Below are 20,692 nucleotides of genomic sequence, written 5' to 3' on the forward strand. Positions count from 1 at the left end.
GGGCTAGAGGCGCTCGACCACGTGGTCGACGCAGACCGTGAGAGCCTCGACGTCGGACGGCTCGATGGCCGGGAACATCGCGATGCGGAGCTGGTTGCGGCCCAGCTTGCGGTAGGGCTCGGTGTCGACGATGCCGTTGGCGCGCAGCACCTTGGCCACCTCGGCGGCGTCGACGTCGTCGTTGAAGTCGATCGTGCCGACCACCTGCGAGCGGAACTGCGGGGCGGCGAACGGCGTGGCGTAGGACGACTTCTCGGCCCAGGTGTACAGGCGCTGGCTGGACTCTGCGGTGCGGGCGGTGGTCCAGGCCAGGCCGCCGTTGCCGTTCATCCAGTCGAGCTGGTCGGCCAGCAGGAACAGCGTGGCCACCGCGGGCGTGTTGTAGGTCTGGTCCTTGCCGGAGTTGTCGATCGCGATCGGCAGGCTGAAGAACTCGGGGACGTACCGGCCGGAGGCGGCGATCTCCTCGACCCTGGCCAGGGCGCGCGGCGACATGATCGCGATCCACAGGCCGCCGTCGGAGGCGAAGCTCTTCTGCGGGGCGAAGTAGTAGACGTCGGTCTCGGCGATGTCGACCGGCAGGCCGCCCGCGCCGGAGGTGGCGTCGACCAGCACCAGCGAGTCGTCGCCGCCCACGCGGGAGATCGGCATGGCGACGCCGGTCGAGGTCTCGTTGTGGGTGAGCGCGTAGACGTCGACGCCGTCCTCGGCCACCGCGGCAGGGTGGGTGCCGACGTCGGACTTGATCACGCTCGGGTCGGCCAGCCAGGGCGCCTTCTTGGCGACGGCGGCGAACTTCGAGGAGAACTCGCCGAACGACAGGTGCTGGGACTTCTCCCTGATCAGCCCGAAGGCCGCGATGTCCCAGAACGCGGTGGTGCCGCCGTTGCCCAGCACGACCTGGTAGCCCTCGGGCAGCGAGAACAGGTCGGCGAGCCCGGAGCGCACGCGGCCGACCAGGTTCTTGACCGGCTTCTGGCGGTGGGAGGTGCCCATGAGGCTCGCGCCGGAGGCGGCGAGCGCGGCCAGTTGCTCGGTGCGAACCTTCGAGGGCCCGCAGCCGAAGCGGCCGTCGGCGGGCTTGATGTCAGCGGGAATCACGATGTCAGCCACGTGCCAAGCCTACTGAGGCCGTCCGGGTGACGTCGCACGGGTCCGCCGAATGAGACGCGGAACGGCCCGCCCCTTGAGCGGGCGGGCCGTTCATGACACGGGTGAAAAACGTGTCAGATCGTGCCGACGACCTCGGAGGCGCCGGGCACGTCGCTCAGCGGGCGCGAAGCCGGGCCGATGTAGTTGGCGCTCGGGCGCACCAGCCGGCCGGTGAGCTTCTGCTCCAGGATGTGCGCGGCCCAGCCGGCCGTGCGGGCGCAGGTGAACATCGAGGTGAACATGTGCGAGGGCACCTCGGCGAAGTCCAGCACCACGGCCGCCCAGTACTCGACGTTCGTGGCGAGCACCCGGTCGGGCTTGCGGGCGTGCAGCTCCTCCAGGGCGGCCTGCTCCAGCGCCGCCGCGACCTCGTAGCGGGGTGCGTCGAGCTCCTTGGCGGTGCGGCGCAGCACGCGGGCGCGCGGGTCCTCCGCGCGGTAGACGCGGTGGCCGAAGCCCATGAGCCGGTTGCCCTTGTCGAGCTCGCTCTGGACGTACTTCTTGGCGTCGCCCAGCTGCTCCACGCCTTCGATCATGTGGAGCACGCGGGCGGGTGCGCCGCCGTGCAGCGGGCCCGACATCGCGCCCACGGCGCCGGAGAGCGCCGCGGCCACGTCGGCGCCGGTGGAGGCGATGACGCGGGCGGTGAACGTGGACGCGTTCATGCCGTGCTCGGCGGCCGAGGTCCAGTAGGCGTCGATGGCCTTGACGTGCTTGGGATCAGGCTCACCGCGCCAGCGGATCATGAAGCGTTCGACGATGGTCTTCGCCTCGTCGACCCGGCTCTGCGGCACCATCGGCAGGCCGAGGCCGCGCGCGGACTGCGCGACGAAGGAGAGCGCCATCACGGAGGCGCGCGCGAGCTGGTCGCGGGCCTCCTCGTCACTGATGTCGAGCAGGGGCTTGAAGCCATAGGCCGGAGCCAGCATGGCCAGCGCACTCTGCACGTCTACGCGGATGTCACCGGAGTGGACAGGGATGGGGTACGGCTCCGCCGGGGGCAGGCCCGGCTGGAACTTGTTGTCGACCAGCAGGCCCCAAACGTGCCCGAACGGGACACGGCCGACCAGCTCCTCGATGTCGACGCCCCGGTATCGAAGGGCGCCCCCTTCTTTGTCCGGTTCCGCGATCTCGGTCTCGAAAGCTACGACGCCTTCGAGGCCGGGTTTGAAGTCGGACATGCTCGGCCGCCTCCCTTTCTTGCCATGTAACGGCAATGCCTTGATGTCGAGATACCGGCGGGTCAATTTAACCCCCTCCCAGGTCATGGTCGGTCTCGGGACCCGCCGAAACGCCAAACCCGCTGGTAGGGAGCCTGCTGTGGGCACGTGTCCCGCGACCTGCGTCAGGCCGCCGAACGCGCCCTAGCGTGGGATCTGCCACATGAGCGCGCAAGAATACCGTCTCGTGGATGCCACCCCGCGCCCGCCCCTGCTGGCGGCGCTACGCCGAACGTACGAGGGCGAGCCGTTGCTCGAGACCGACCTCGCGTCCGACCCCGTCGCGCAGTTCACCGTCTGGTTCCAGGACGCGCTCGACGCCGGCCTGCCCGAACCCAACGCCATGGTCCTCGCCACCGCCTCCGCGGGCGGCCGGCCGAGCGCCAGGACGGTCCTGCTCAAGGGCTACGACGAGAACGGCTTCGTCTTCTACACCAACTACGAGTCCCGCAAAGGCCGCGACCTGGCCGAGAACGGACGCGCCTCGCTGCTGTTCCCCTGGCACGCCATCCGCCGCCAGATCCGCATCGAGGGCACCGTCGCCCGCATCTCCCACCAGGAGTCGGCCGACTACTACAACTCCCGCCCGTACGGCTCCCGCATCGGGGCCTGGGCCTCGCGGCAGTCGGCGGTCGTGCGCTCGCGCGAGGAGCTCGACGAGCGCTACGAGGAGCTGGCCGCCCGCTGGCCGGAGGATCCGCCGGTGCCCGACTTCTGGGGAGGCTTCCGGGTGACCCCGACCGAGGTGGAGTTCTGGCAGGGACAGCTCGACCGGATGCACGACAGGCTGCGCTACCGGCGTACCCGACCCGGTTGGGCTTTGGAGAGACTTGCACCATAAATTGCCTTAGGTGGCATTCGGGGAACTGGTCAAACGTCATCTTGTGGACACCAGGCCGCTGGCCGTGCCCGCGTACCGGCGGATCTGGTCCGGCCAGGCCGTCTCGAACGTGGGCGTCGCCGTCACCGTCGTGGCGGTCGGCCAGCAGGTCTACGACCTGACCCACTCCTCGCTGTGGGTGGGCCTGCTCGGCATGGCCAACCTCGTCCCGCTGCTGGTCTTCGGGCTGTGGGGCGGGGCCGTGGCCGACGCCTTCGACCGGCGCAGGCTGCTCGTCATCGGCTCGCTCATCACCTGGGCGGCCACCCTGGTCATCCTGGCGCAGGCCCTGCTCGGGCTGGGCAACGTGTACCTGATCTTCGCGGCGACGGCGGTCAACGCGACCGGGTTCGCGATCACCGGCCCGACCAGGGGCTCGGTGATCCCGCGCATCCTCGACCCCGAGCTGGTCCCGGCCGCCAACGCGCTCAACTCGCTGGTCTACAGCCTCGGCGCGGTCGTCGGCCCGATGCTCGGCGGCGTGCTGCTGGCCACCGGCGGCGACCACCCGAACTACGCCGCCGCCTACGCGGTGGACGCCCTGCTGTTCAGCGGCGGCCTCTACGCGGCCCTCAGGCTGCCCGCCCTGCCCCCGCTGGGCGAGGTGACACGTCCGGGGGCCCGGGCGGTCTGGGAGGGGCTCAGCTTCATCGCCAGGAGCCCGGTGCTGCTGATGTCGTTCGTCGTGGACATCATCGCGATGGTGTTCGCCATGCCGCGCGCCCTCTACCCCGAACTGGCCGCCGATCGGTTCGGCGGCTCGATGACCGCGCTCGGCTGGGTGACCTCCGCCATGGCGATCGGCTCGGTCGCCGGCGCGCTGTTCTCCGGCTGGGTGGGCCGGATCTCGCGGCAGGGCGTCGCGCTCGTGCTGGCCATCGCCATGTGGGGGCTCGCCGTCGCCGCCGCGGGGCTGGTGCGCGAGTTGTGGCTGGTCGTGGCGTTCATGGCGGTCGGCGGCGTGGCCGACGTCATCTCGTCGGTGTGGCGGCAGTCGATCCTGCAGCTCTACGCCCCCGACGAGATGCGCGGGCGGATGCAGGGCGTGTTCATGGTGGTCGTGGCGGGCGGCCCGCGCCTCGGCGACCTGCGGGCCGGGGCGACCGCGACCGCCTTCGGGCTCACCGGCGCCTGGGTGGGCGGGGGACTGGCGTGCGCGGTCACCGTGCTCGTCGTCGGCCTGTCGGTGGCCGGGTTCCGCAATTACCGCTCCGACACCCGCGCCGCGGCCTTGAGGTCGGAGACGAAGCCCGCGTAGGCCGCGTCCCGGTCGGGCGCGCGCAGCACCGCCGAGGGGTGGATCGTGGCCACCGCGAGCGCGTCGCCGAGCGGCACCGGCTCGCCTCTGTGCTCGGTCAGCCGGAACGTCCTGCCCAGCAGCGACCTGGCCGCCGTCGCGCCGAGCACCACGACCACGTCGGGACGCACCAGCTCCAGCTCCGCGCCGAGCCACGGACGGCACGCCTCGATCTCGGCGACCGTCGGCTTCTGATGAATCCTTCTCTTCCCCCTGGGAGTGAAGGAGAAATGTTTGACGGCGTTCGTCAGATAAACCGCGTCCCGTTCGATTCCCGCTTCCTCCAGGCCCCGGTCCAGCACGCGCCCCGAAGGCCCCACGAACGGATGCCCCTCGCGGTCCTCGCGATCTCCCGGCTGCTCGCCCACCAGCATGAAACGGGCCTGCTCGGGGCCCTCGCCGAACACCGTCCGGGTGGCCTTCGCGTACAGGTCGCAGCCCTCGCAGCGGGCGGCCGCCGTCCGCAGGGAGCCGAGGTCGCGCCGGGCGGGAAGGAACTCGGCCGCTCCGTTGTTGCCGTCCTTAACCATCGTCGGTCGTTCTCCCAATAGGGTTCCTGAAGACTTCTGTGCCCGTAGCGGACGGGCTCAGTCCCCGCCACGACCGGCGTAGCATTTCAGTTGGGAGGAGCCTTGACCGCACACGGCCTGATCGACACGACGGAGATGTATCTCCGCACGATTTACGAGCTCGAAGAGGAGGGCATCGTCCCCCTTCGCGCCCGCATCGCGGAGCGCCTCCAGCAGAGCGGCCCCACCGTGAGCCAGACCGTCGCCCGCATGGAGCGCGACGGCCTCGTCCGCGTCGAGGGCGACCGGCACCTGTCGATGACCGACCTGGGCCGCACGCTGGCCACCCGGGTGATGCGCAAGCACCGCCTGGCCGAATGCCTGCTCACCCAGGTCATCGGCCTTCCCTGGGAAGAGGTGCACATCGAGGCGTGCCGGTGGGAGCACGTCATGTCCGAGTCGGTCGAGGCGCGGCTGGTGACGCTGCTCGACAACCCCACGGTCTGCCCGCACGGAAACCCCATCCCGGGGCTGGCCGAGCTGGGGGCGCAGGAGGTGACCGAGGGCGCGGCCAACGTCCTGACCTCGATGTCCGAGGCCGCCGGGCCGCGTGACATCCCGGTCGTGGTGCGCCGGATCAGCGAACAAGTGCAAAGCGATCCTGCTGTGATGCTTAAACTCAAGCAAGTTGGGATACAACCCGGACGCGAGGTGACGCTCGCGGCGAGCGACGACGGTGTGCGGGTGACAGGTGACGGTGACGCGAACGACACTCCCGCGGAGCTTCCGCGTGACGTTGCCGCGCACGTTTTTGTCTCCAAGCGCTGACGCGCGCGCAGCCACTTGGTTGAATCCCTCTCGGGAGGCCCTCCACTCTCCCCTGGCCAAGACAGTTGCAGGAGCACCCGTGGTCCGCTGTGCGCACAAGCCACCCCAAGGAGTGGTCTCCGGATGAAGCGATGGGGGGATCTGTCACAAGAAACGGCTGATCACCTTGGTGCCGGGTCCGTTTTGGACCATGCCGAAATGGCAGTGGTCGTGACAGACCGCTTCAGCAATCTCCTCTACTGGAATCCCTTCGCCGAGCAGCTGTTCGGCCGTCCCGGCAACGCGCCGGCGCGTGACGCGTCCGTCCTGTCCCTCGGGATCATGGAGAAGGACCACCCGCTGGCGATCGAGCTGGCCAAGCACGTGCTCAAGGGCGGCGTGTGGGAGGGCACGTTCGACGTCAGGCGCGGCGACGGCACGATCGTCTACGTCCGCGCCCAGGCCGTGCCGCTGCGCCACCCGTCCGGGTCGGTCACCGGCATCGTCATCCTGGCCCGCGAGGCCCTGCGCAGCAACGAACGCGAGAAAGACCGTTTCGGGCTCCTGGAACGCATCGGCGAGCGGCTGGCCGGCTCCCTCTACGTCGAGGAGACGCTCAAGCGCGTCGCCGAGATGCTCGTGCCGCAGTTCGCCGACCACTGCTTCATCGAGCTCATGGAGGGCGACCGGCTGGTCCGCCGGGTCTCGGAGCACGTCCAGGGCTGGACCCCGCCCGCGGGCACCTGGAAGCCGGTGGGCGCGGAGATCCGCTACCCCTCCGGCCACTACGCCGACACCGCCCTGCGCCGCCAGGAGACCATCCTGGTCGAGGACTTCTCCACCACCAGCTACCCGTCGCCGCACGAGGGCAGCGCGCGCCTGGCCGGCGAGATCGGCATGACCTCGGCCATCGTCGCCCCCCTGCTGGTGCGCGGCGAGACGCTGGGCCTGATGTACCTCGGCCTGTCCAACCTGACCGACCGGCGCAGCCCCCACTACGACGCCTTCGACCGCGACTTCGTGGGCGCCATCGCCACCCGCGTGGCCCTCGCGATCGACAACGCGCTGCTGTTCGAGGAGGAGCGCCACACCGCCGAGTCGTTCCAGAAGCACCTGCTGCCCAGGGCGCTGCCCCAGCTCGACGGCCTCGACATCGCGGTGCGCTACTACCCGGCGGCCCCGCTCGCCTCCCACGGCCAGGGCATCCAGACCCAGGTCGGCGGCGACTGGTACGACGTGATCCCGCTCTCGGCCGGCCGGGTCGGCATCGTGATCGGCGACGTCGAGGGCAGGGGCGCCAAGGCCGCGGCCATCATGGGCCAGCTCAGGGCGGCGCTGCGGGCCTTCGCACAAGACGACAAGTCGCCCGCCGACATCCTGGCCAGGCTCGACGAGTGGACCCGCATCATCGCCACCCCCGAGCAGGACGACAACGGCGCCGACGTCAGCATCCCGCCCATCGTCACCTGCCAGTACCTCGTCTACGACGCCTGGTCCCGGCAGCTGTCCTTCGCCAACGCCGGGCACGCGCCGCCGCTGCTGGTGGTCGACGGCCAGTGCCTGGAGATGGACATCGAGGAGGTCGGCCAGCCGCTCGGCGTCCGCGCCAAGGGCCTGCACGCCGACCTGGTCTACAAGGAGGAGACCCGCACCCTCCCGCCGGGCGCGGCGCTGCTGCTCTACACCGACGGCCTGGTCGACCGGCGTCCGGGCCGCGACGGCAGGATGCCGAGCGAGGAGGAGACGCTCGGCGTGCTGTGCGAGAAGCTCGCCAAGATGGCCGACGCCGACGTCGAGCGCATCGCCGACGCCGCCACCATCGCGGTGCCCGGCGAGATCGACGACGACATGGCGATCCTGGTCGTCCGCTCCAGCGACGTCGACCTCGACGTCGAGGAGCGCACCTTCCCGGCCCAGCCGATCATGGTCGGCGAGGCGCGCCGCATGGCTTCCGAGGCCTTCTCCGGCTGGAACGTGCCCGAGGAACGCGCCGAGCTGGCCTGCCTGCTGGTCTCCGAGGTCGTCACCAACGTGGTGCTGCACGCCTCCACCGCCAACTCCCCGCGCCGGGAGCTGGTCGTCGAGGGGCCGCCGCTGCCGTTCGAGGAGTCCTGGGACATGCCGGGCTTCGAGGAGGAGCCGGTCGGCGACAAGGAGTTCACGCTGCGGCTGCGCAGGGGCGAGGAGTCGGTCTGGGTCGAGGTGTTCGACCAGGATCTCCGCCTGCCCCGCATCCGCAGCGCCGGGGAGAACGACGAAGGCGGCCGCGGCCTCTACCTGGTCGACCAGCTGGCCAAGCGCTGGGGATCCCGTCCCACCAGGGAAGGCAAAGCGGTCTGGTTCGAGATTCCCACCCGGAGCAGGTGAGTGGTTCACTGGGCCGCATGGAGCTGGCCTTCGAACGCCGGGGCAGCGGCGAGCCGCTGATCCTCGTCCACGGCATCGGACACCACTGGCAGGCGTGGTTGCCGGTGATGGACCGGCTGGCCGCCGACCACACGGTGATCGCCGTCGACCTGCCCGGTTTCGGGGTGTCGCCGCGGCTGCCCGCGGGGACCCCGTACACCGCGGAGTCGCTGGCGGACGCGGTCGAGTCGTTCTGCGCGCTGCTCGGCATCCGGGAGCCGCACGTGGTGGGCAACTCGCTCGGCGGCTACATCGCGCTCGAACTGGCCTCGCGCGGCGTCGTGCGCGCGGCGACCGCGTTGTCGCCGGCCGGCTTCTGGTCGCGCTCCGAACTGCTCTACTGCCAGACGACGCTGAAGGCCCTGCGGAGCTCGGCGCGCGCGATGTCGCCAGAGCAGGCGGCCAGGGCGGCCGGCAACCCGTTCATGCGGGCGGTGTCCAGCGGGGTGCTGGTGGCCCGGCCGAGCCGGCTCGACCCCGCCGGGCTGGTCGCGGCCACGCAGGCGCTGGCGGGGGCGGCGGGCTTCGACGAGACGCTGGAGTCGTTCGGCGGCCTGATGCCGCCCGCCCCGCCGAAGTCGCCCATCACGATCGCCTGGGGTGAGCGCGACCGGTTGCTGCCGCGCCGCCAGGCCGTACGCGCGGCGCGCTGGTCGGGGCAGCGGGTCAGGCTGCTCAAGGGCTGCGGGCACGTGCCGATGAGCGACGATCCGGAGCTGGTCGCCCGGGTCGTGCTGGCGGCCGACCGCACGGCCTCCTAACGCTCGGCGTTGGCCGCCATGCGGCGCAGCACGTCGACGGCGGTCCGGTACTCCTGCGCGCTCACACCCTGCGTGACCTGCTGCCGGAACCGGGTGACGCGCTCGGAGACGGCCGTGTGCACGGCCCGGCCCTCGTCGGTCAGCCGCCCGTCCGCCAGCCATCCCCTCGACGTCAGGCTCTGTACGGCCTGCTCCACCCCCTCGAACGGCGCCAGCGCGGTGGCGCTCTCCCCTTGGGCGGTGGCGTGAAGAAGCTGCCACTCCCTGCGTGAGGCGCCGTACGCGGCCAGGGCTTGACCCATCGCGCTCTCCAGCAGGTTGTCGAGGTGCTTCACCCAATATCCGATAGGTCTGTCCATGCATGTATAATAGCAACTATATGTACGAAGACAAGGAAATTGCCGCGATCGAACGCGCGATGGTCGCGATCAGGCGCAGGCAGAGCAGGCGGGCGCTGGCCCGGCATCACGGCGCGGCGGGCCCCGAATACGAAGTGCTCGACGTGATCGAGGGCGCCGGCGGGCGGCTCACCGTGTCGGCGGTCGCCGAGGCGCTCAACGTCGACCAGCCGCGGGCGAGCCGGCTCGTGACGGCCGCCGTGACGGCGGGGCTGGTACGGCGGGAGGCCGACCAGGCCGACGGGCGGCGGGCGTGGCTCGTGCTGACGGACGCGGGCGCCGCCGCGCTCACGCAGGCCCGGCAGGCCCGGCAGGCGGCCTTCGCGTCGGCCACGGCCGACTGGTCGGCGGCCGAGCGGGCCGAGTTCGCCCGGCTGCTGACCAGGTTCGTGCAGGGGATGCTGGGGTGAGCCTCCCGGCGCTCAGCGCATCGTCTGGCCCCAGACGAGCAGCATGGCGATGACGAACACGATCATCACGCCCGCGTAGCCGACCGGGCCGAGCCGGAACGCCCTGCGCACGCGGTTGAGCCCCCAGGCGAACAGTAATGCCAGGAAAACGAGGAGGATCAGGCCGCCGTCCATGCTGACAGTATGCGGCGCGGCCCGGCCGGGCGCGCGCCCGCCGTCAGAATCCGAAGGACCGGCCGATGATCTCCTTCATGATCTCGGTGGTGCCGCCGTAGATGGTCTGGACGCGGCTGTCCAGCCACGCCTTGGCGACCGGGTACTCCATCATGTAGCCGTAGCCGCCGTGGAGCTGGAGGCAGCGGTCGATGACCTTGTTCTGCAGCTCGGTCGTCCACCACTTGGCCTTGGCGGCGTCCACGACCGTGAGCTGCCGGGCGTTGAGCGCCAGGATGCACTTGTCCACGTAGTGGCGGGCGATCTCCGTCTCGGTGGCCAGCTCGGCCAGGACGAAGCGGGTGTTCTGGAACGAACCGATGTTGCGGCCGAACGCCTGGCGGGTCTTGCAGTACTCGATCGTCTGCTCCAGCACCGTCTCGGCCGCGGCCACCGCCGCCACGGCGATCGACAGACGTTCCTGGGGCAGATTGTTCATCAGGTGGAAGAAGCCCTCGCCCTCGTTCGGGCCGAGGCGGTTGGCGACGGGCACGCGCACGTTCTCGAAGAACAGCTCGGCGGTGTCCTGGGCCTTCATGCCGACCTTGTCCAGGTTCCGGCCGCGGTTGAAGCCCTCCATGCCGCGCTCGACCACGATCAGCGTCGTGCCCCTGGCCCCCGCCTCCGGGTCGGTCTTGGCGACCACGACCACGAGGTCGGCGTTGACGCCGTTCGTGATGAACGTCTTCTGGCCGTTGACCACGTAGTGGTCGCCCTCGCGGACGGCGGTGGTCCTGATGCCCTGCAGGTCGCTGCCGGCGCCCGGCTCGGTCATCGCGATCGCGGTGATGAGCTCGCCGGAGGCGAATCCGGGCAGCCAGCGCTGCTTCTGCTCGTCGTCGGTGAGCTCGACGACGTACGGGGCCATGACGTCGTTGTGCAGCGAGAAGCCCAGGCCGGAGGCGCCGGTTCTGATGATCTCCTCGACGATCACCGCGTTGTAGCGGAAGTCGGTGATGCCGGATCCGCCGTACTCCTCGGGGACGCCGAAGCCGAACATGCCGATCTCGCCGGCCTTCTTCCAGACCTCGCGGGGCACGATGCCGTCCTTCTCCCACTGGGCGTGGTGCGGCACGACCTCGCGGGCCATGAACTCGCGCACGGTTTCCCTGAAGAGCAGGTGCTCCTCGTCGAAGAGGTCTCGCTGCATCGATTCGCCTCCCAGCAGGTGTCGTGCACGACAGAATACGATTCTGTTACCCGGAGGTATACCCGCTTTCGCGGTGGGTGAGGCGGCAGGGGGCACGGCAGGGGACACGGCTTCATCACAAGTGCTGGAACTTGGGGGAAACCGCCTGCGTTGCGGGTGTTTTCGACTCTAAGATCTACCCTCGGTCTATTTGTGATGATCGGAGTGTCCCGTGAGTCGGTGGCGCAAGTCGTTGCTCGCCGCGTCGATCGCATCGGTGGCGGCCGTCGGGGTCGTCGCGTTGCCCGGCGTCCCGGCCTCGGCCGCACCGGCCGACCTGGACGTGCAGTACGAATGCGTTCCCTCCGGGGCCGACAGCATCGTGCGGCACGGGCCGGTACGTCTGAACACCCATCTCACCTTCGCCACCGACCTGGTGGTCGGCGACCCGCTCAACTTCACCTGGAAGCTCGACTACGCCGACCACGGACGGCTCCAGTCGCCCGGCTACTTCGCCCCGGGCGCCAACGTGCACGCCACCGGCAACGTCGAGCTGACCAGCAGCTGGCAGGGCATCCTGCAGCCGAAGGGCTCGGTCGAGCAGAAGGGCAAGCTGCGCCCCGACGGCGAACTGTCGCTGCCCGAGTCCCTGAACGACCCCGGCCTGATCGACAAGGTCGGGACCATCAAGGTCACGCCCAAGGACATCGAGCTCGACTTCACCCCGCCGGACGGCACGGTCGTCGCCAACGACGGCAACGAGAGCGACAACCCGACCGACATGAAGGTCAACTACGGCCCCGGCTGGACCTCGATCGACGACCGTCCGGGCTCCGAGAACCACGTGCACAACGACCTGCACGAGACCAACGACCTCGGCGCCTGGGCCGAGCTGAGCTTCACGGGCACCGGCGTGGAGTACATCGGGCCGCACGACAAGGACGCCGGCCCGGTGGACATCTACATCGACGGCAGCAAGGTGGCCACGGAGGACCCCTCGCGCTCCGACGACGACCTGCCCGTCAACGACGACCTCGACGGCGGCTTCACGATCTGGAAGTCGCCGGAGCTGAAGTACGGCAAGCACACCATCAGGATCGTGAACGCCTCCAGCAAGCCTGCCTGGCTCGACGCGTTCAAGGTGTCCACCAACACCGCCAAGATCCCGACGGGCTACCACGGCGCGAAGTGCAAGCTCGTCGGCGGGCCGGTCTCGGTGACGGTGACCGTACGGGACAAGTCGGGACCGACGAACAGCCAGACCCCCACCACCCCCGACCCGTCGAAGACCCCCACCACGAGCTCCACGCCGACGCGGACCCCGACCGGCACGTCCACCGCCACCAGCACCCCCACGCGTCACCACTCCCAGCCCACGCCGACCAACGGGCTCGGGCACGTGGTCGTGGTGCCGGCGGTCACGGGGACGAGCACGAGCACGGCCACGCCCACCGCGACCGGCCCGACGGCGACCGCGTACGTCAGGGCGCAGGTGGCCAAGATCCCCAAGGGCGGGGTGGACACCGGTGAGGCGCCCGACGAGCCGGACCGGCCGTACGGGCTGATGGCCAGTGGGGCGATGTTGCTCATGGGCAGCGCGGGCGGCGGGCTCGTCCTGCGCCGCCGCCGGGCCGCGCACGCGGGAGGAACGAAGTGATGGCCGAGCAGAAGACTCCGATGCAGCGGGCGATGCCCGGGCTGCTGATCGCCGGTTCGCTGGCCGGCGTCGGCGCGATCATGGTGGGCCTGCTCTCCGTGGCGCCCAAGGTGGACGACGGCTCCGGCACGCTGGCCGCCGCCGACCGGCCGACCGCCGTGCAGATCGAGAACGCGGGCGCGTTCGTGCTGCCCGCGACCGTCGGACCGGGCGGCAAGGGCGCGACGCTGACCCCGGCCCGGCCGGACGCGCCGCCGCCGCTGGCCGCGGCTCCGACCGTGCCGCCGATCCCCAAGGCCAGGACGAAGGCCGCCAAGGCCAAGGCGAAGCCCAGCCGGATCAAGATTCCCAAGATCAAGGTGAACGCCCCCATCGGCGGCGTCACCGTGGACATCAAGGGCAACCTGGGCACCCCGCCGCTGACCCGGCCGAACCAGACCGGCTGGTACCGCTTCTCGCCGGTGCCGGGCGAGCTCGGGCCCGCGATCATCAACGGCCACGTCAGCACCCGCAAGGGCCCCGCCGTCTTCGACCGTCTGCGCGAGCTGGCCAAGGGCGACCAGATCTACGTGTACCGGTCGGACGGGAAGGTCACCCGGTTCACGGTGAGCGGGATCGAGCAGGTCAGCAAGTCGGCGTTCCCGACGTCCCGGGTGTACGGGAACACCAAGGACTCGCAGCTCCGGCTGATCACGTGTGGTGGCGTCTTCAACAAGGAGGCGCACAGCTACACGGACAACATCGTGGTGTACGCGACGTTGTCGAAGAAGAAGGGCTGATGGGGTTTTTGGGACGGATTTTGGGTTTTACGGGAAGTTGACAGGGACAGTTCGTAGGATCTCAACCGAACCGTGACCATCGGCTGGAATTCTGGCACGACTGTTGACACTGCGCTGAAACGGAGATGGACCCGTGCTTACGTCCCAGGCGTGGCGCCGCCTCGCCCACAAGACCTCCGCCTTGGGATTGATGGGCACACTCGCCGCCTTCTCCGGCTCGGTCTTCGCCCTGTCGACCGCGACCGCGGCTTCGGCGACGGTCTCGGCGGCTGTGCCCAAGCAGTTCGCCTACACGTGCGCCCCTGGTGGCCCCTTCAGCAACACGTCGATCAGCATCGGGTTGAGCGGTCCTGACTCGGTGACCGCAGGCGGCACCTTCGACGTGTCGGTGAGCATCCCCGCGCTGACCCTCACGACCGCACCCACACAGGCGACGACCGTGCAGGTGACCGCCACGCTGACGCCGACGGGCGGCACGGTCAGCGACGCGGGGGCGAAGTCCGGCGCCGCAGTGTCCGCCACCTCCACCGCCGTGCCGGCAGGCGAGGTGAAGTACAAGGTGTCGGTGCCCACCACCACGACGACCAAGGTGAGCATCAAGCCCGGCGAGGTGAAGCTCGCTCTGGCCAGCGGGTCCACCGGCGCGACGACCTGCACGACGGTCTCCACCGAAGTCCTCGACATCCCCATCGGGACCGGCGGTGGCGGCACCGGGACCGATGTGGTCAAGTACAAGTGTGACCTGGTGGACACGACGATCAACGATCCGGCCTATCCGGCCGACGTGGACATCAAGATCACCCCTGGCACCCTGCCCACCAACGCCAAGGCGAACGAGGAAGTCAGCATCTCGTGGACCAGCACCATCGATACCGGCAGCCTTGACACGCTGAAGGCCCCCACCGGCTTCCCCACGAGCGGCGGCAAGTACTTCCTCAACGTGAAGGCGTCCGGTGCGGGGGTCACCCAGCCCGCGGCGGCCGAGGGCGCGCTGACCAACGTCGTCGTCGGGCAGGACATCACCACGCTGCCCAGCGTCACCCTCAAGGTGAAGCCCACCACGACCGGCACGGTGACGCTCACCCCCGGCGACCTGGTCCTCGGCACCTCGGCCACGGCGACCACCGGCAGCGCGATCAAGTGCGTGGCTCCCACGACGGGCGTCAAGAACCACACCTTCCAGGTGGCCGCGGGCTCGGGAACGACCCCCACGCCGACGCCTACGCCGACCCCCACGCCGACCCCCACCCCCAAGCCGACCAAGACCAGCACCGCCACCGTGACCGTCACCCCGCCCGACAAGTCCAAGACGCCCAAGGCGGGGGCCGACACCGGGGCCGGGGGTATGGCGGGGCCCGACGGGCGGCTGTTCGTTCTCACCGGTGCCGTTCTGATCGCGGCCGCGGCGGCCGGTGGGCTGGTGCTGCGCCGGCGTACCGCGGGCAGGGGCTGACCGGCGTGGCCGGGCAGTATCCGTACGGCGGCCCGCCACCGCGGGACCGGGGGAGCACCGCGCTCAGGACCGTGCTGATCGGCGCGGCCATCGCCGGGGTCGTCACGGTCGTGGCGGGAATGCTGATCGTGCTGCAGTCGCCCGAGGAGTACGGCATGGACAGGGACGCCCTGCCCGTGGCCGTGCAGTCGCAGGCGTCCGGGCAGCCGCAGCAGGCGTTGTTCCAGGCGCCGCCGGACCAGCCGCCGCCGCTGCCGGAGATCAAGCCGGCGCCGCCGATGCTGCCCTCGACGCCGATCCGGATCGTGATCAAGCGGCTCGGCGTCAACGCGCCGATCAAGTCCGTGGGGCTGGCCAAGGACGGGACGATCGAGGTGCCGCCGTCGGACAATCCCAACCTGGTCGGGTGGTACCGGAACATGTCCACGCCGGGTCAGGAGGGCCCGGCGGTGCTGCTCGGGCACAAGGACACCCGGACGCGCAGCGCCGTGTTCAGCCGCCTCGGCGAGCTCAAGCACGGCGACACCATCGAGGTCAAGCGCCAGGACAGGACGACCGCCGTGTTCACGGTCGGCGGCGTGGAGCAGGCGAGCAAGAAGACGTTCCCGACCGAGCGCGTCTACGGGAGCCGGGAGAACGCCCAGCTCCACCTCATCACCTGCGGTGGCGCCTACGATCGCACCATCGGTCACTACAACGACAACATCATCGTCTACGCGACGATGACGAGCTCCTATCGAAGCTGATTGGCGGAGGCGGGCATGGGCTGGCTGGCGAAGCGGAAACTGCGTACTGGCCCGACGGCGGCCCTGCCCGCCAGACCGGACCCCGCCGAGTTGTTGCGGATCGTCCGGCTGGCCGATCCCGGCGCGCGGCGCGAGGGCGACGACATCGTGGGGGCCGACGTGCGGGTGTGCGCGCCGGTCGAGGCGGACGCCGAGCTGACCGGCGGGCTGCTGGAGAAGGCGTGGGCCTGCCGGGTCACCGCCGAGGGGCCGCTGCCGTTCGACTTCTTCGACCGTTACCTGGCCGAGGGGCTGGCCTTCCGGCTCAAGGGGCTCGCGGTGTGCCGGGGCGAGGTGAGCGATCCGGCCGACGGCGAGGAGGGCGGTCCCGCTGTCATCCTGCCCGTACGCCCGTCCGCCGACGACCTGGCGCCGCTGCTGGAGCAGGGGGAGGACGAGTTCACGTACACGTCGGGCGACATCCGGGCCGCGCTGGTGCCGCAGAAGGGGCAGCCGCCGGCGGTGGGGGAGCTGCTGCCGTTCGCCACCGAGCTGACCGCGATCGAGCTGCGCGGCGAGGAGCCCGTCAAGCTCGGAAGTCTGGCGCTGGAGCTGGCAGAATCGCTGAACGGCCTGGTGGTGGACCGGTGGCGGTTCAGGATCGACGCCGCGGAGGACCTTCTGCCCCCGGAGTGACGAGCCACAGAACGTCGTTCTGTTGTAGTCTCTCCTCAATAACCGAATAATGCTCGGTTTCCAGGAGGCACTGTGGCAGAGGCGTACATCGTCGGAGCGGTCCGTACTCCGGTCGGCAAGAAGAAGGGCGGGCTTTCCACCGTCCATCCCACCGACCTGGCCGCCCACACGCTGAAGGCGCTCATCGACCGCACCGGCGTCGATCCGGCGGCGGTCGAGGACGTCATCATGGGCTGCGTCATGCAGTTCGGCCCCCAGAGCATGGACATCGCGCGGAACGCCTGGTTGTCGGCGGGGCTGCCGGAGACGACGGCCGGCGTCACGATCGACCGGCAGTGCGGGTCGTCCCAGCAGTCGATCCACTTCGCCGCCCAGGGCGTCCTGTCGGGCACCCAGGACCTGGTGGTGGCCGCGGGCGTGGAGTCGATGAGCATCGTCCCGATGGGCGCGTCGATCACCGCCGCGCTGGAGAAGGGCATGCCGTTCCCGTTCGGCGACAAGTGGGTCGAGCGCTACGGCAAGCAGGAGATCTCGCAGTTCCGTGGCGCCGAGCTGATGTGCGAGAAGTGGGGCCTCCAGCGTGACGTGCTGGAGCAGTTCGCCTACGAGTCCCACCAGCGGGCCGCCAAGGCCGTCGCGAACGGCTACTTCAAGGACCAGATCGCCCCGATCAACGGCGTCGAGGACGACGAGGGCCCGCGGCCCGACACGACGCTGGAGAAGATGGCCGGGCTCAAGACCCTGAAGGAGGGCGGCCGGATCACCGCGGCCACCTCCTCGCAGATCTCCGACGGCTCCGGCGCCGTGCTGATCGCCTCCGAGCAGGCCGTGCGTGAGCACAACCTGACCCCGCGGGCCCGCATCCACCAGCTCGCGCTCATGGGCGACGACCCGGTCTACATGCTGACCGCGCCGATCCCGGCCACGCAGCGAGCGCTGCGCAAGGCGGGCATGTCGATCGACGAGATCGACGTCGTGGAGATCAACGAGGCGTTCGCCCCGGTGCCGCTGGCCTGGATCAAGGAGCTGGACGCCGACCCGGCCAAGGTCAACCCCAACGGCGGCGCCATCGCGCTCGGCCACCCGCTGGGCGGCACGGGAGCGATTCTGATGACCAAGCTGCTGCACGAGCTGGAGCGCACGGGCGGCCGCTACGGCCTGCAGACGATGTGCGAGGGCGGCGGCCAGGCCAACGTCACCATCATCGAGCGGCTCTAGCGGAACCGAAGCGGAAAAGGGTGAGCGCCGCCTCCCGGGCGTACGAGGGGAGGCGGCGCTCGTTAACTACCATCCCGGTAGTTGTCTAGCGGCCCTTGGGCGGGATGATCCGCCGGGGCGGCACGACCGGGCGCTGCGGCGTCTTGGGCAGTTGCCGGGGCGGCACGGGCGTGACGGTCTTCTTCTTGGCTGAGTGAATGGCTGAGCGAACTCGCATGCGAAGCTCCTTTACGCGAACTCAGGACGCGGCTCGGTGAGGGCCGGGCGTCGACGAGCACAGCGTGGCCGCGTCTGTCGGACGATGGACTGAGGTGGCTGCTGTCACAGGTAAAGGCGCATGACCGACAAGCTATGGCCTGTCCGCAACGCCGGGCAACCGAATTAACGCCTCGCCGCGAGCCGCTGCACGAGCCACCTGATCAACGCGTCGCCGCGAGCCGCTGCACGGGCAACTGAATCAACGCGGCGCCGCGAGGTGCTGCTCGAAGCCCGACACCATGGCCCGCAGGCCGGCGTCGAACCACTGGTCGTAGAAGCGCAGCGCGGCCGGGTCGTGGGTCTCGGCGGTCGAGCCGACCTGGGCCAGGGCGTGGCCGAGCACGTAGACGGCCACCGACTGCACCGCGTTGACGGTGTCGCCCGGGGGCACCCCGGCCGCCTCGAAGCGGGCCAGCAGGCCGGACATCAGCTCGGTGCCGAGCCGTACGTCCACCGGGTGGGTGGCCAGCAGCGGGACGGCGCGCGGGTGGGCGAGCAGGAAGCGGCGGTAGGCCACGGCGAACCCGGTCAGCGCCCGCGGCCAGTCGGGGACCGGCGTGTAACCGGCCATGGCCTCGGCGAACAGCCGGTCGACGACCAGGGACACGAGCGCGTCCCGGTTGGGCACGTGGCGGTAGAGCGACATGGCGGCCACGCCGAGGTCGGCGCCCAGGCGGCGCATGGTCAGCGCGTCGGGGCCCTCGGCGTCGAGGATGCCGACGGCCGCGGCCACGATGCGCTCGACGGTGAGCACGGCCGGTCGCCCCGCCCGCCTGGGTGCCTGAGTCATGCGGTCAGCGTAACGACGATCGTGGCCGCCAGCATGAGCAGGGACAGCAGCCCCACCACCATGTGCTGGACGTCGATGACCACGGCGTGGCCCGCGGCCGGCAGGATCTTCCAGGTGCGGCTGTACTCGCGCAGGTAGAGCTCGCGCTGCTCGGCCGTGGCGAATCCGAAGTAGGGCAGCCACCAGCTCCGTACGTGCCCGGCCATGACCAGCACGCACAGGACGGTCGCGGCGGTGAGCGACCACGTGCGGTGCAGCGCGACGCCGGCCGCGATGAGCAGCGGGAACGGGTAGTTGATCGCGGCGGCCAGGGCCCGGCCCCTGACGTTCGCGCCGTTGAGGTCGTTGAGCGGGAACATGGGCACCCAGTCGGTGACGACGAGCCAGGCGAGCCATACGAGCGGGACGGCGACGGCGACCGCGGTCATCGGGATCTCCTCGAATTTGCGTACCTTGTAAGCTTACATAGTACACAAATCCGGACGGCGGCCGTCAAAAGCCCGGCGAGAGCCGCGGCGAGCAGGGTGAGCGACAACGACGCCGGGAAGTAGGTGAGCTGCTCCCACGTCACGTACCGCCCGTTGAGCAGCACGGAGACCCAATTCGGGTAGAACGCGAACACCAGGACGGGCAGCAGCACCGGCGCCAGCCGCAGCGCGATCCGCCACCACGGCCGCCCCGACCGCCGGGACGCCCACCGCCGCGCCCGCAGCACGCCCATGACCCCGAGCCCGGCCGCCACGACGGCGAGCAGCCCCAGCACCAGGTCGTAGAGCTGCCGGTCGCCGCCCAGGGCCGCCGGCACGCGGCCCTCGCTCATCGCGGCCAGGCCGCGCATGATGTCGTAGGTGGGGTCGTAGAGCGAGGCGCCGTTGGTCATGACGGCGAAGCCGTAGCCGGTCTTCGGCGAGACGGCCTCGACGGCGTTGTAGGTGAACAGGTTGCCCGAGTGCACGAGCAGGCCGGACTCCTCCTCCAGGCTCCAGCCCATGCCGTAACCGTGCGGGCCGGGCTTGTGCATGGTCTCCATGCTCTGCTTCTTGACCAGCGGGCGGCCGGCGCCGTTCTGGGCGGTCAGCCACTTGCCCATGTCCGCGGCCGTCGTGATGACCGCGCCCGAGCCGCTGCCGTCGAGGAACCCGGACGCCTCCGGCCGGGGCAGCCACATCCCGTAGACCGAGACGAAACCGTCCGCCGGTCGGACGGCCTGGGCGCTCACGGCGCTGCTCGTCATGCCGAGCGGGCCGAAGACGCGGTCCTTCATGTAGGCGTCGAAGGGGCGGCCGCTCGCGGTCTCGACCAGGCGGGCGGCCAGGTCGTAGTTGACGTTGCAGTAGGCGTACCGGCTGCCCGGGTCGGCGGCCAGGCGGCCCTTGGCCAGGCGGGCGGTGTAGTCGGCCAGCGAGCTCGCGGACTCCAGGTCGCCGATGTCCAGCGAGCTGTCGGACAGCCCGGAGGTCTGGTTCAGCAACTGGCGCACGGTGATCTCGGCGAAGCGCGGGTCGGCCATCCGGAAACCCGGCAACTGCCCGGCCACCGGCTCGTCCAGCGCGATCTTCCCCTGCTCCACCAGGGTCATCACGGCCATCGCGGTGAACGACTTGCTCACCGAGGCCACCCGCATCGGCGTGGCCGCGGTGACCGGACGCCCTTCGGAGTCGTTGCCGTACCCGGCGGCGTGCACGACCTTGTCGCCGCGGGTCACCACGACCGACAGGCCCGGCACGCCGGTGGCCTCCAGCGCCTCGCGCAGGTAGGCGTCCACGGCGGCGGGGGTCGGCTCGACGGGGGCCGAGGCCCGGGCAGAGGCCAGGGCCGGGGCCGCAGCGGGGGTGAGGGACAGGGCCGCGGCCAGCCCGGCGAGGGCGATCTTCAAGCTCATGCAGGCAAACGTACGGAGAACGCCCCCACCGCCGGATCTGCCGACCGTCCAG

Annotated in this window: 22 protein-coding genes; 12 read left to right on the top strand and 10 right to left on the bottom strand. The window is 70.4% G+C overall.

Going from position 1 to position 20,692, the window contains the following annotated elements:
- Positions 1-3 precede the first annotated feature (3 nt).
- Complete coding sequence (gene serC / locus ACFYYW_RS46570; protein ID WP_387660385.1) at positions 4-1,113, bottom strand: phosphoserine transaminase; 1,110 nt, start codon at positions 1,111-1,113, stop codon at positions 4-6.
- Between the two features lie 113 nt (positions 1,114-1,226).
- Positions 1,227-2,333, bottom strand: coding sequence for a citrate synthase 2 (locus tag ACFYYW_RS46575; protein ID WP_352322285.1), 1,107 nt, complete (start codon positions 2,331-2,333; stop codon positions 1,227-1,229).
- A gap of 202 nt (positions 2,334-2,535) precedes the next feature.
- Between ACFYYW_RS46575 and pdxH the strand changes: the two genes are divergently transcribed.
- Positions 2,536-3,213: a pyridoxamine 5'-phosphate oxidase gene (gene pdxH, locus ACFYYW_RS46580; protein WP_352322283.1), complete on the top strand. Its 678-nt coding sequence runs from the start codon at positions 2,536-2,538 to the stop codon at positions 3,211-3,213.
- Positions 3,214-3,223: 10 nt separating this feature from the next.
- The gene (locus tag ACFYYW_RS46585) at positions 3,224-4,510 is read left to right on the top strand and encodes an MFS transporter (protein WP_387660389.1); all 1,287 of its coding nucleotides are present in this window, start codon (positions 3,224-3,226) and stop codon (positions 4,508-4,510) included.
- On the opposite strand, the gene ACFYYW_RS46590 is transcribed toward ACFYYW_RS46585, so the two are convergent.
- A complete protein-coding gene (locus tag ACFYYW_RS46590) occupies positions 4,456-5,079 on the bottom strand; it encodes a UdgX family uracil-DNA binding protein (protein ID WP_387660392.1) in 624 nt (207 codons plus the stop codon). The two genes, ACFYYW_RS46585 and ACFYYW_RS46590, sit on opposite strands and share 55 nt — an antisense overlap.
- Positions 5,080-5,181: 102 nt before the next feature.
- Between ACFYYW_RS46590 and ACFYYW_RS46595 the strand changes: the two genes are divergently transcribed.
- From ACFYYW_RS46595 to ACFYYW_RS46605, 3 genes are all read left to right on the top strand, one after another.
- Positions 5,182-5,886, top strand: a complete 705-nt coding sequence (locus tag ACFYYW_RS46595) for a metal-dependent transcriptional regulator (protein WP_352322278.1) — start codon at positions 5,182-5,184, stop codon at positions 5,884-5,886.
- Between the two features lie 123 nt (positions 5,887-6,009).
- Positions 6,010-8,232, top strand: a complete 2,223-nt coding sequence (locus ACFYYW_RS46600; RefSeq protein ID WP_364413955.1) for a SpoIIE family protein phosphatase — start codon at positions 6,010-6,012, stop codon at positions 8,230-8,232.
- Positions 8,229-9,032 (top strand): alpha/beta fold hydrolase, encoded by an 804-nt coding sequence (locus tag ACFYYW_RS46605; protein WP_387660396.1) that lies wholly within the window; start codon positions 8,229-8,231, stop codon positions 9,030-9,032. Before ACFYYW_RS46600 ends, ACFYYW_RS46605 begins: the two co-directional genes overlap by 4 nt.
- Here the strand turns inward: ACFYYW_RS46605 and ACFYYW_RS46610 are convergent.
- Positions 9,029-9,391: a MarR family winged helix-turn-helix transcriptional regulator gene (locus ACFYYW_RS46610; RefSeq protein ID WP_387660399.1), complete on the bottom strand. Its 363-nt coding sequence runs from the start codon at positions 9,389-9,391 to the stop codon at positions 9,029-9,031. The genes ACFYYW_RS46605 and ACFYYW_RS46610 overlap by 4 nt on opposite strands.
- Before the next feature lie 20 nt (positions 9,392-9,411).
- Between ACFYYW_RS46610 and ACFYYW_RS46615 the strand changes: the two genes are divergently transcribed.
- On the top strand, positions 9,412-9,840 hold the full coding sequence (locus ACFYYW_RS46615; protein WP_387660402.1) for a MarR family winged helix-turn-helix transcriptional regulator: 429 nt from the start codon (positions 9,412-9,414) through the stop codon (positions 9,838-9,840).
- Positions 9,841-9,852: 12 nt separating this feature from the next.
- Here the strand turns inward: ACFYYW_RS46615 and ACFYYW_RS46620 are convergent, their stop codons facing one another.
- Both ACFYYW_RS46620 and ACFYYW_RS46625 read right to left on the bottom strand, forming a co-directional pair.
- Positions 9,853-10,014: a hypothetical protein gene (locus tag ACFYYW_RS46620; RefSeq protein ID WP_352355363.1), complete on the bottom strand. Its 162-nt coding sequence runs from the start codon at positions 10,012-10,014 to the stop codon at positions 9,853-9,855.
- Between the two features lie 43 nt (positions 10,015-10,057).
- The gene (locus ACFYYW_RS46625; RefSeq protein WP_352322268.1) at positions 10,058-11,203 is read right to left on the bottom strand and encodes an acyl-CoA dehydrogenase family protein; all 1,146 of its coding nucleotides are present in this window, start codon (positions 11,201-11,203) and stop codon (positions 10,058-10,060) included.
- 211 nt (positions 11,204-11,414) lie between these two features.
- Between ACFYYW_RS46625 and ACFYYW_RS46630 the strand changes: the two genes are divergently transcribed.
- The 6 genes from ACFYYW_RS46630 to ACFYYW_RS46655 all read left to right on the top strand — a co-directional run bounded on the left by ACFYYW_RS46630 (position 11,415) and on the right by ACFYYW_RS46655 (position 17,710).
- Positions 11,415-12,839 (top strand): hypothetical protein, encoded by a 1,425-nt coding sequence (locus tag ACFYYW_RS46630; protein ID WP_387660405.1) that lies wholly within the window; start codon positions 11,415-11,417, stop codon positions 12,837-12,839.
- A complete protein-coding gene (locus ACFYYW_RS46635; RefSeq protein WP_352322264.1) occupies positions 12,839-13,618 on the top strand; it encodes a class F sortase in 780 nt (259 codons plus the stop codon). Before ACFYYW_RS46630 ends, ACFYYW_RS46635 begins: the two co-directional genes overlap by 1 nt.
- A gap of 190 nt (positions 13,619-13,808) precedes the next feature.
- Positions 13,809-15,071 (top strand): hypothetical protein, encoded by a 1,263-nt coding sequence (locus tag ACFYYW_RS46640; RefSeq protein ID WP_387660409.1) that lies wholly within the window; start codon positions 13,809-13,811, stop codon positions 15,069-15,071.
- A gap of 5 nt (positions 15,072-15,076) precedes the next feature.
- The gene (locus tag ACFYYW_RS46645) at positions 15,077-15,817 is read left to right on the top strand and encodes a class F sortase (protein WP_364413963.1); all 741 of its coding nucleotides are present in this window, start codon (positions 15,077-15,079) and stop codon (positions 15,815-15,817) included.
- Between the two features lie 15 nt (positions 15,818-15,832).
- Positions 15,833-16,492, top strand: coding sequence for a hypothetical protein (locus ACFYYW_RS46650; protein ID WP_387660413.1), 660 nt, complete (start codon positions 15,833-15,835; stop codon positions 16,490-16,492).
- Positions 16,493-16,564: 72 nt separating this feature from the next.
- On the top strand, positions 16,565-17,710 hold the full coding sequence (locus tag ACFYYW_RS46655) for an acetyl-CoA C-acetyltransferase (protein WP_364388276.1): 1,146 nt from the start codon (positions 16,565-16,567) through the stop codon (positions 17,708-17,710).
- Positions 17,711-17,795: 85 nt separating this feature from the next.
- On the opposite strand, the gene ACFYYW_RS46660 is transcribed toward ACFYYW_RS46655, so the two are convergent.
- The 4 genes from ACFYYW_RS46660 to ACFYYW_RS46675 all read right to left on the bottom strand — a co-directional run bounded on the left by ACFYYW_RS46660 (position 17,796) and on the right by ACFYYW_RS46675 (position 20,640).
- Positions 17,796-17,927, bottom strand: coding sequence for a hypothetical protein (locus ACFYYW_RS46660; RefSeq protein ID WP_352328612.1), 132 nt, complete (start codon positions 17,925-17,927; stop codon positions 17,796-17,798).
- Between the two features lie 240 nt (positions 17,928-18,167).
- A complete protein-coding gene (locus ACFYYW_RS46665; protein WP_387660418.1) occupies positions 18,168-18,758 on the bottom strand; it encodes a TetR/AcrR family transcriptional regulator in 591 nt (196 codons plus the stop codon).
- Positions 18,755-19,186: a hypothetical protein gene (locus ACFYYW_RS46670; protein ID WP_387660421.1), complete on the bottom strand. Its 432-nt coding sequence runs from the start codon at positions 19,184-19,186 to the stop codon at positions 18,755-18,757. Before ACFYYW_RS46670 ends, ACFYYW_RS46665 begins: the two co-directional genes overlap by 4 nt.
- Positions 19,183-20,640, bottom strand: coding sequence for a serine hydrolase domain-containing protein (locus tag ACFYYW_RS46675; protein WP_387660424.1), 1,458 nt, complete (start codon positions 20,638-20,640; stop codon positions 19,183-19,185). The genes ACFYYW_RS46670 and ACFYYW_RS46675 overlap by 4 nt, the downstream gene beginning before the upstream one ends.
- Positions 20,641-20,692 lie beyond the last annotated feature (52 nt).

The sequence above is a fragment of the Nonomuraea sp. NPDC001831 genome, from assembly GCF_042892035.1.
GTDB lineage: Bacteria > Actinomycetota > Actinomycetes > Streptosporangiales > Streptosporangiaceae > Nonomuraea.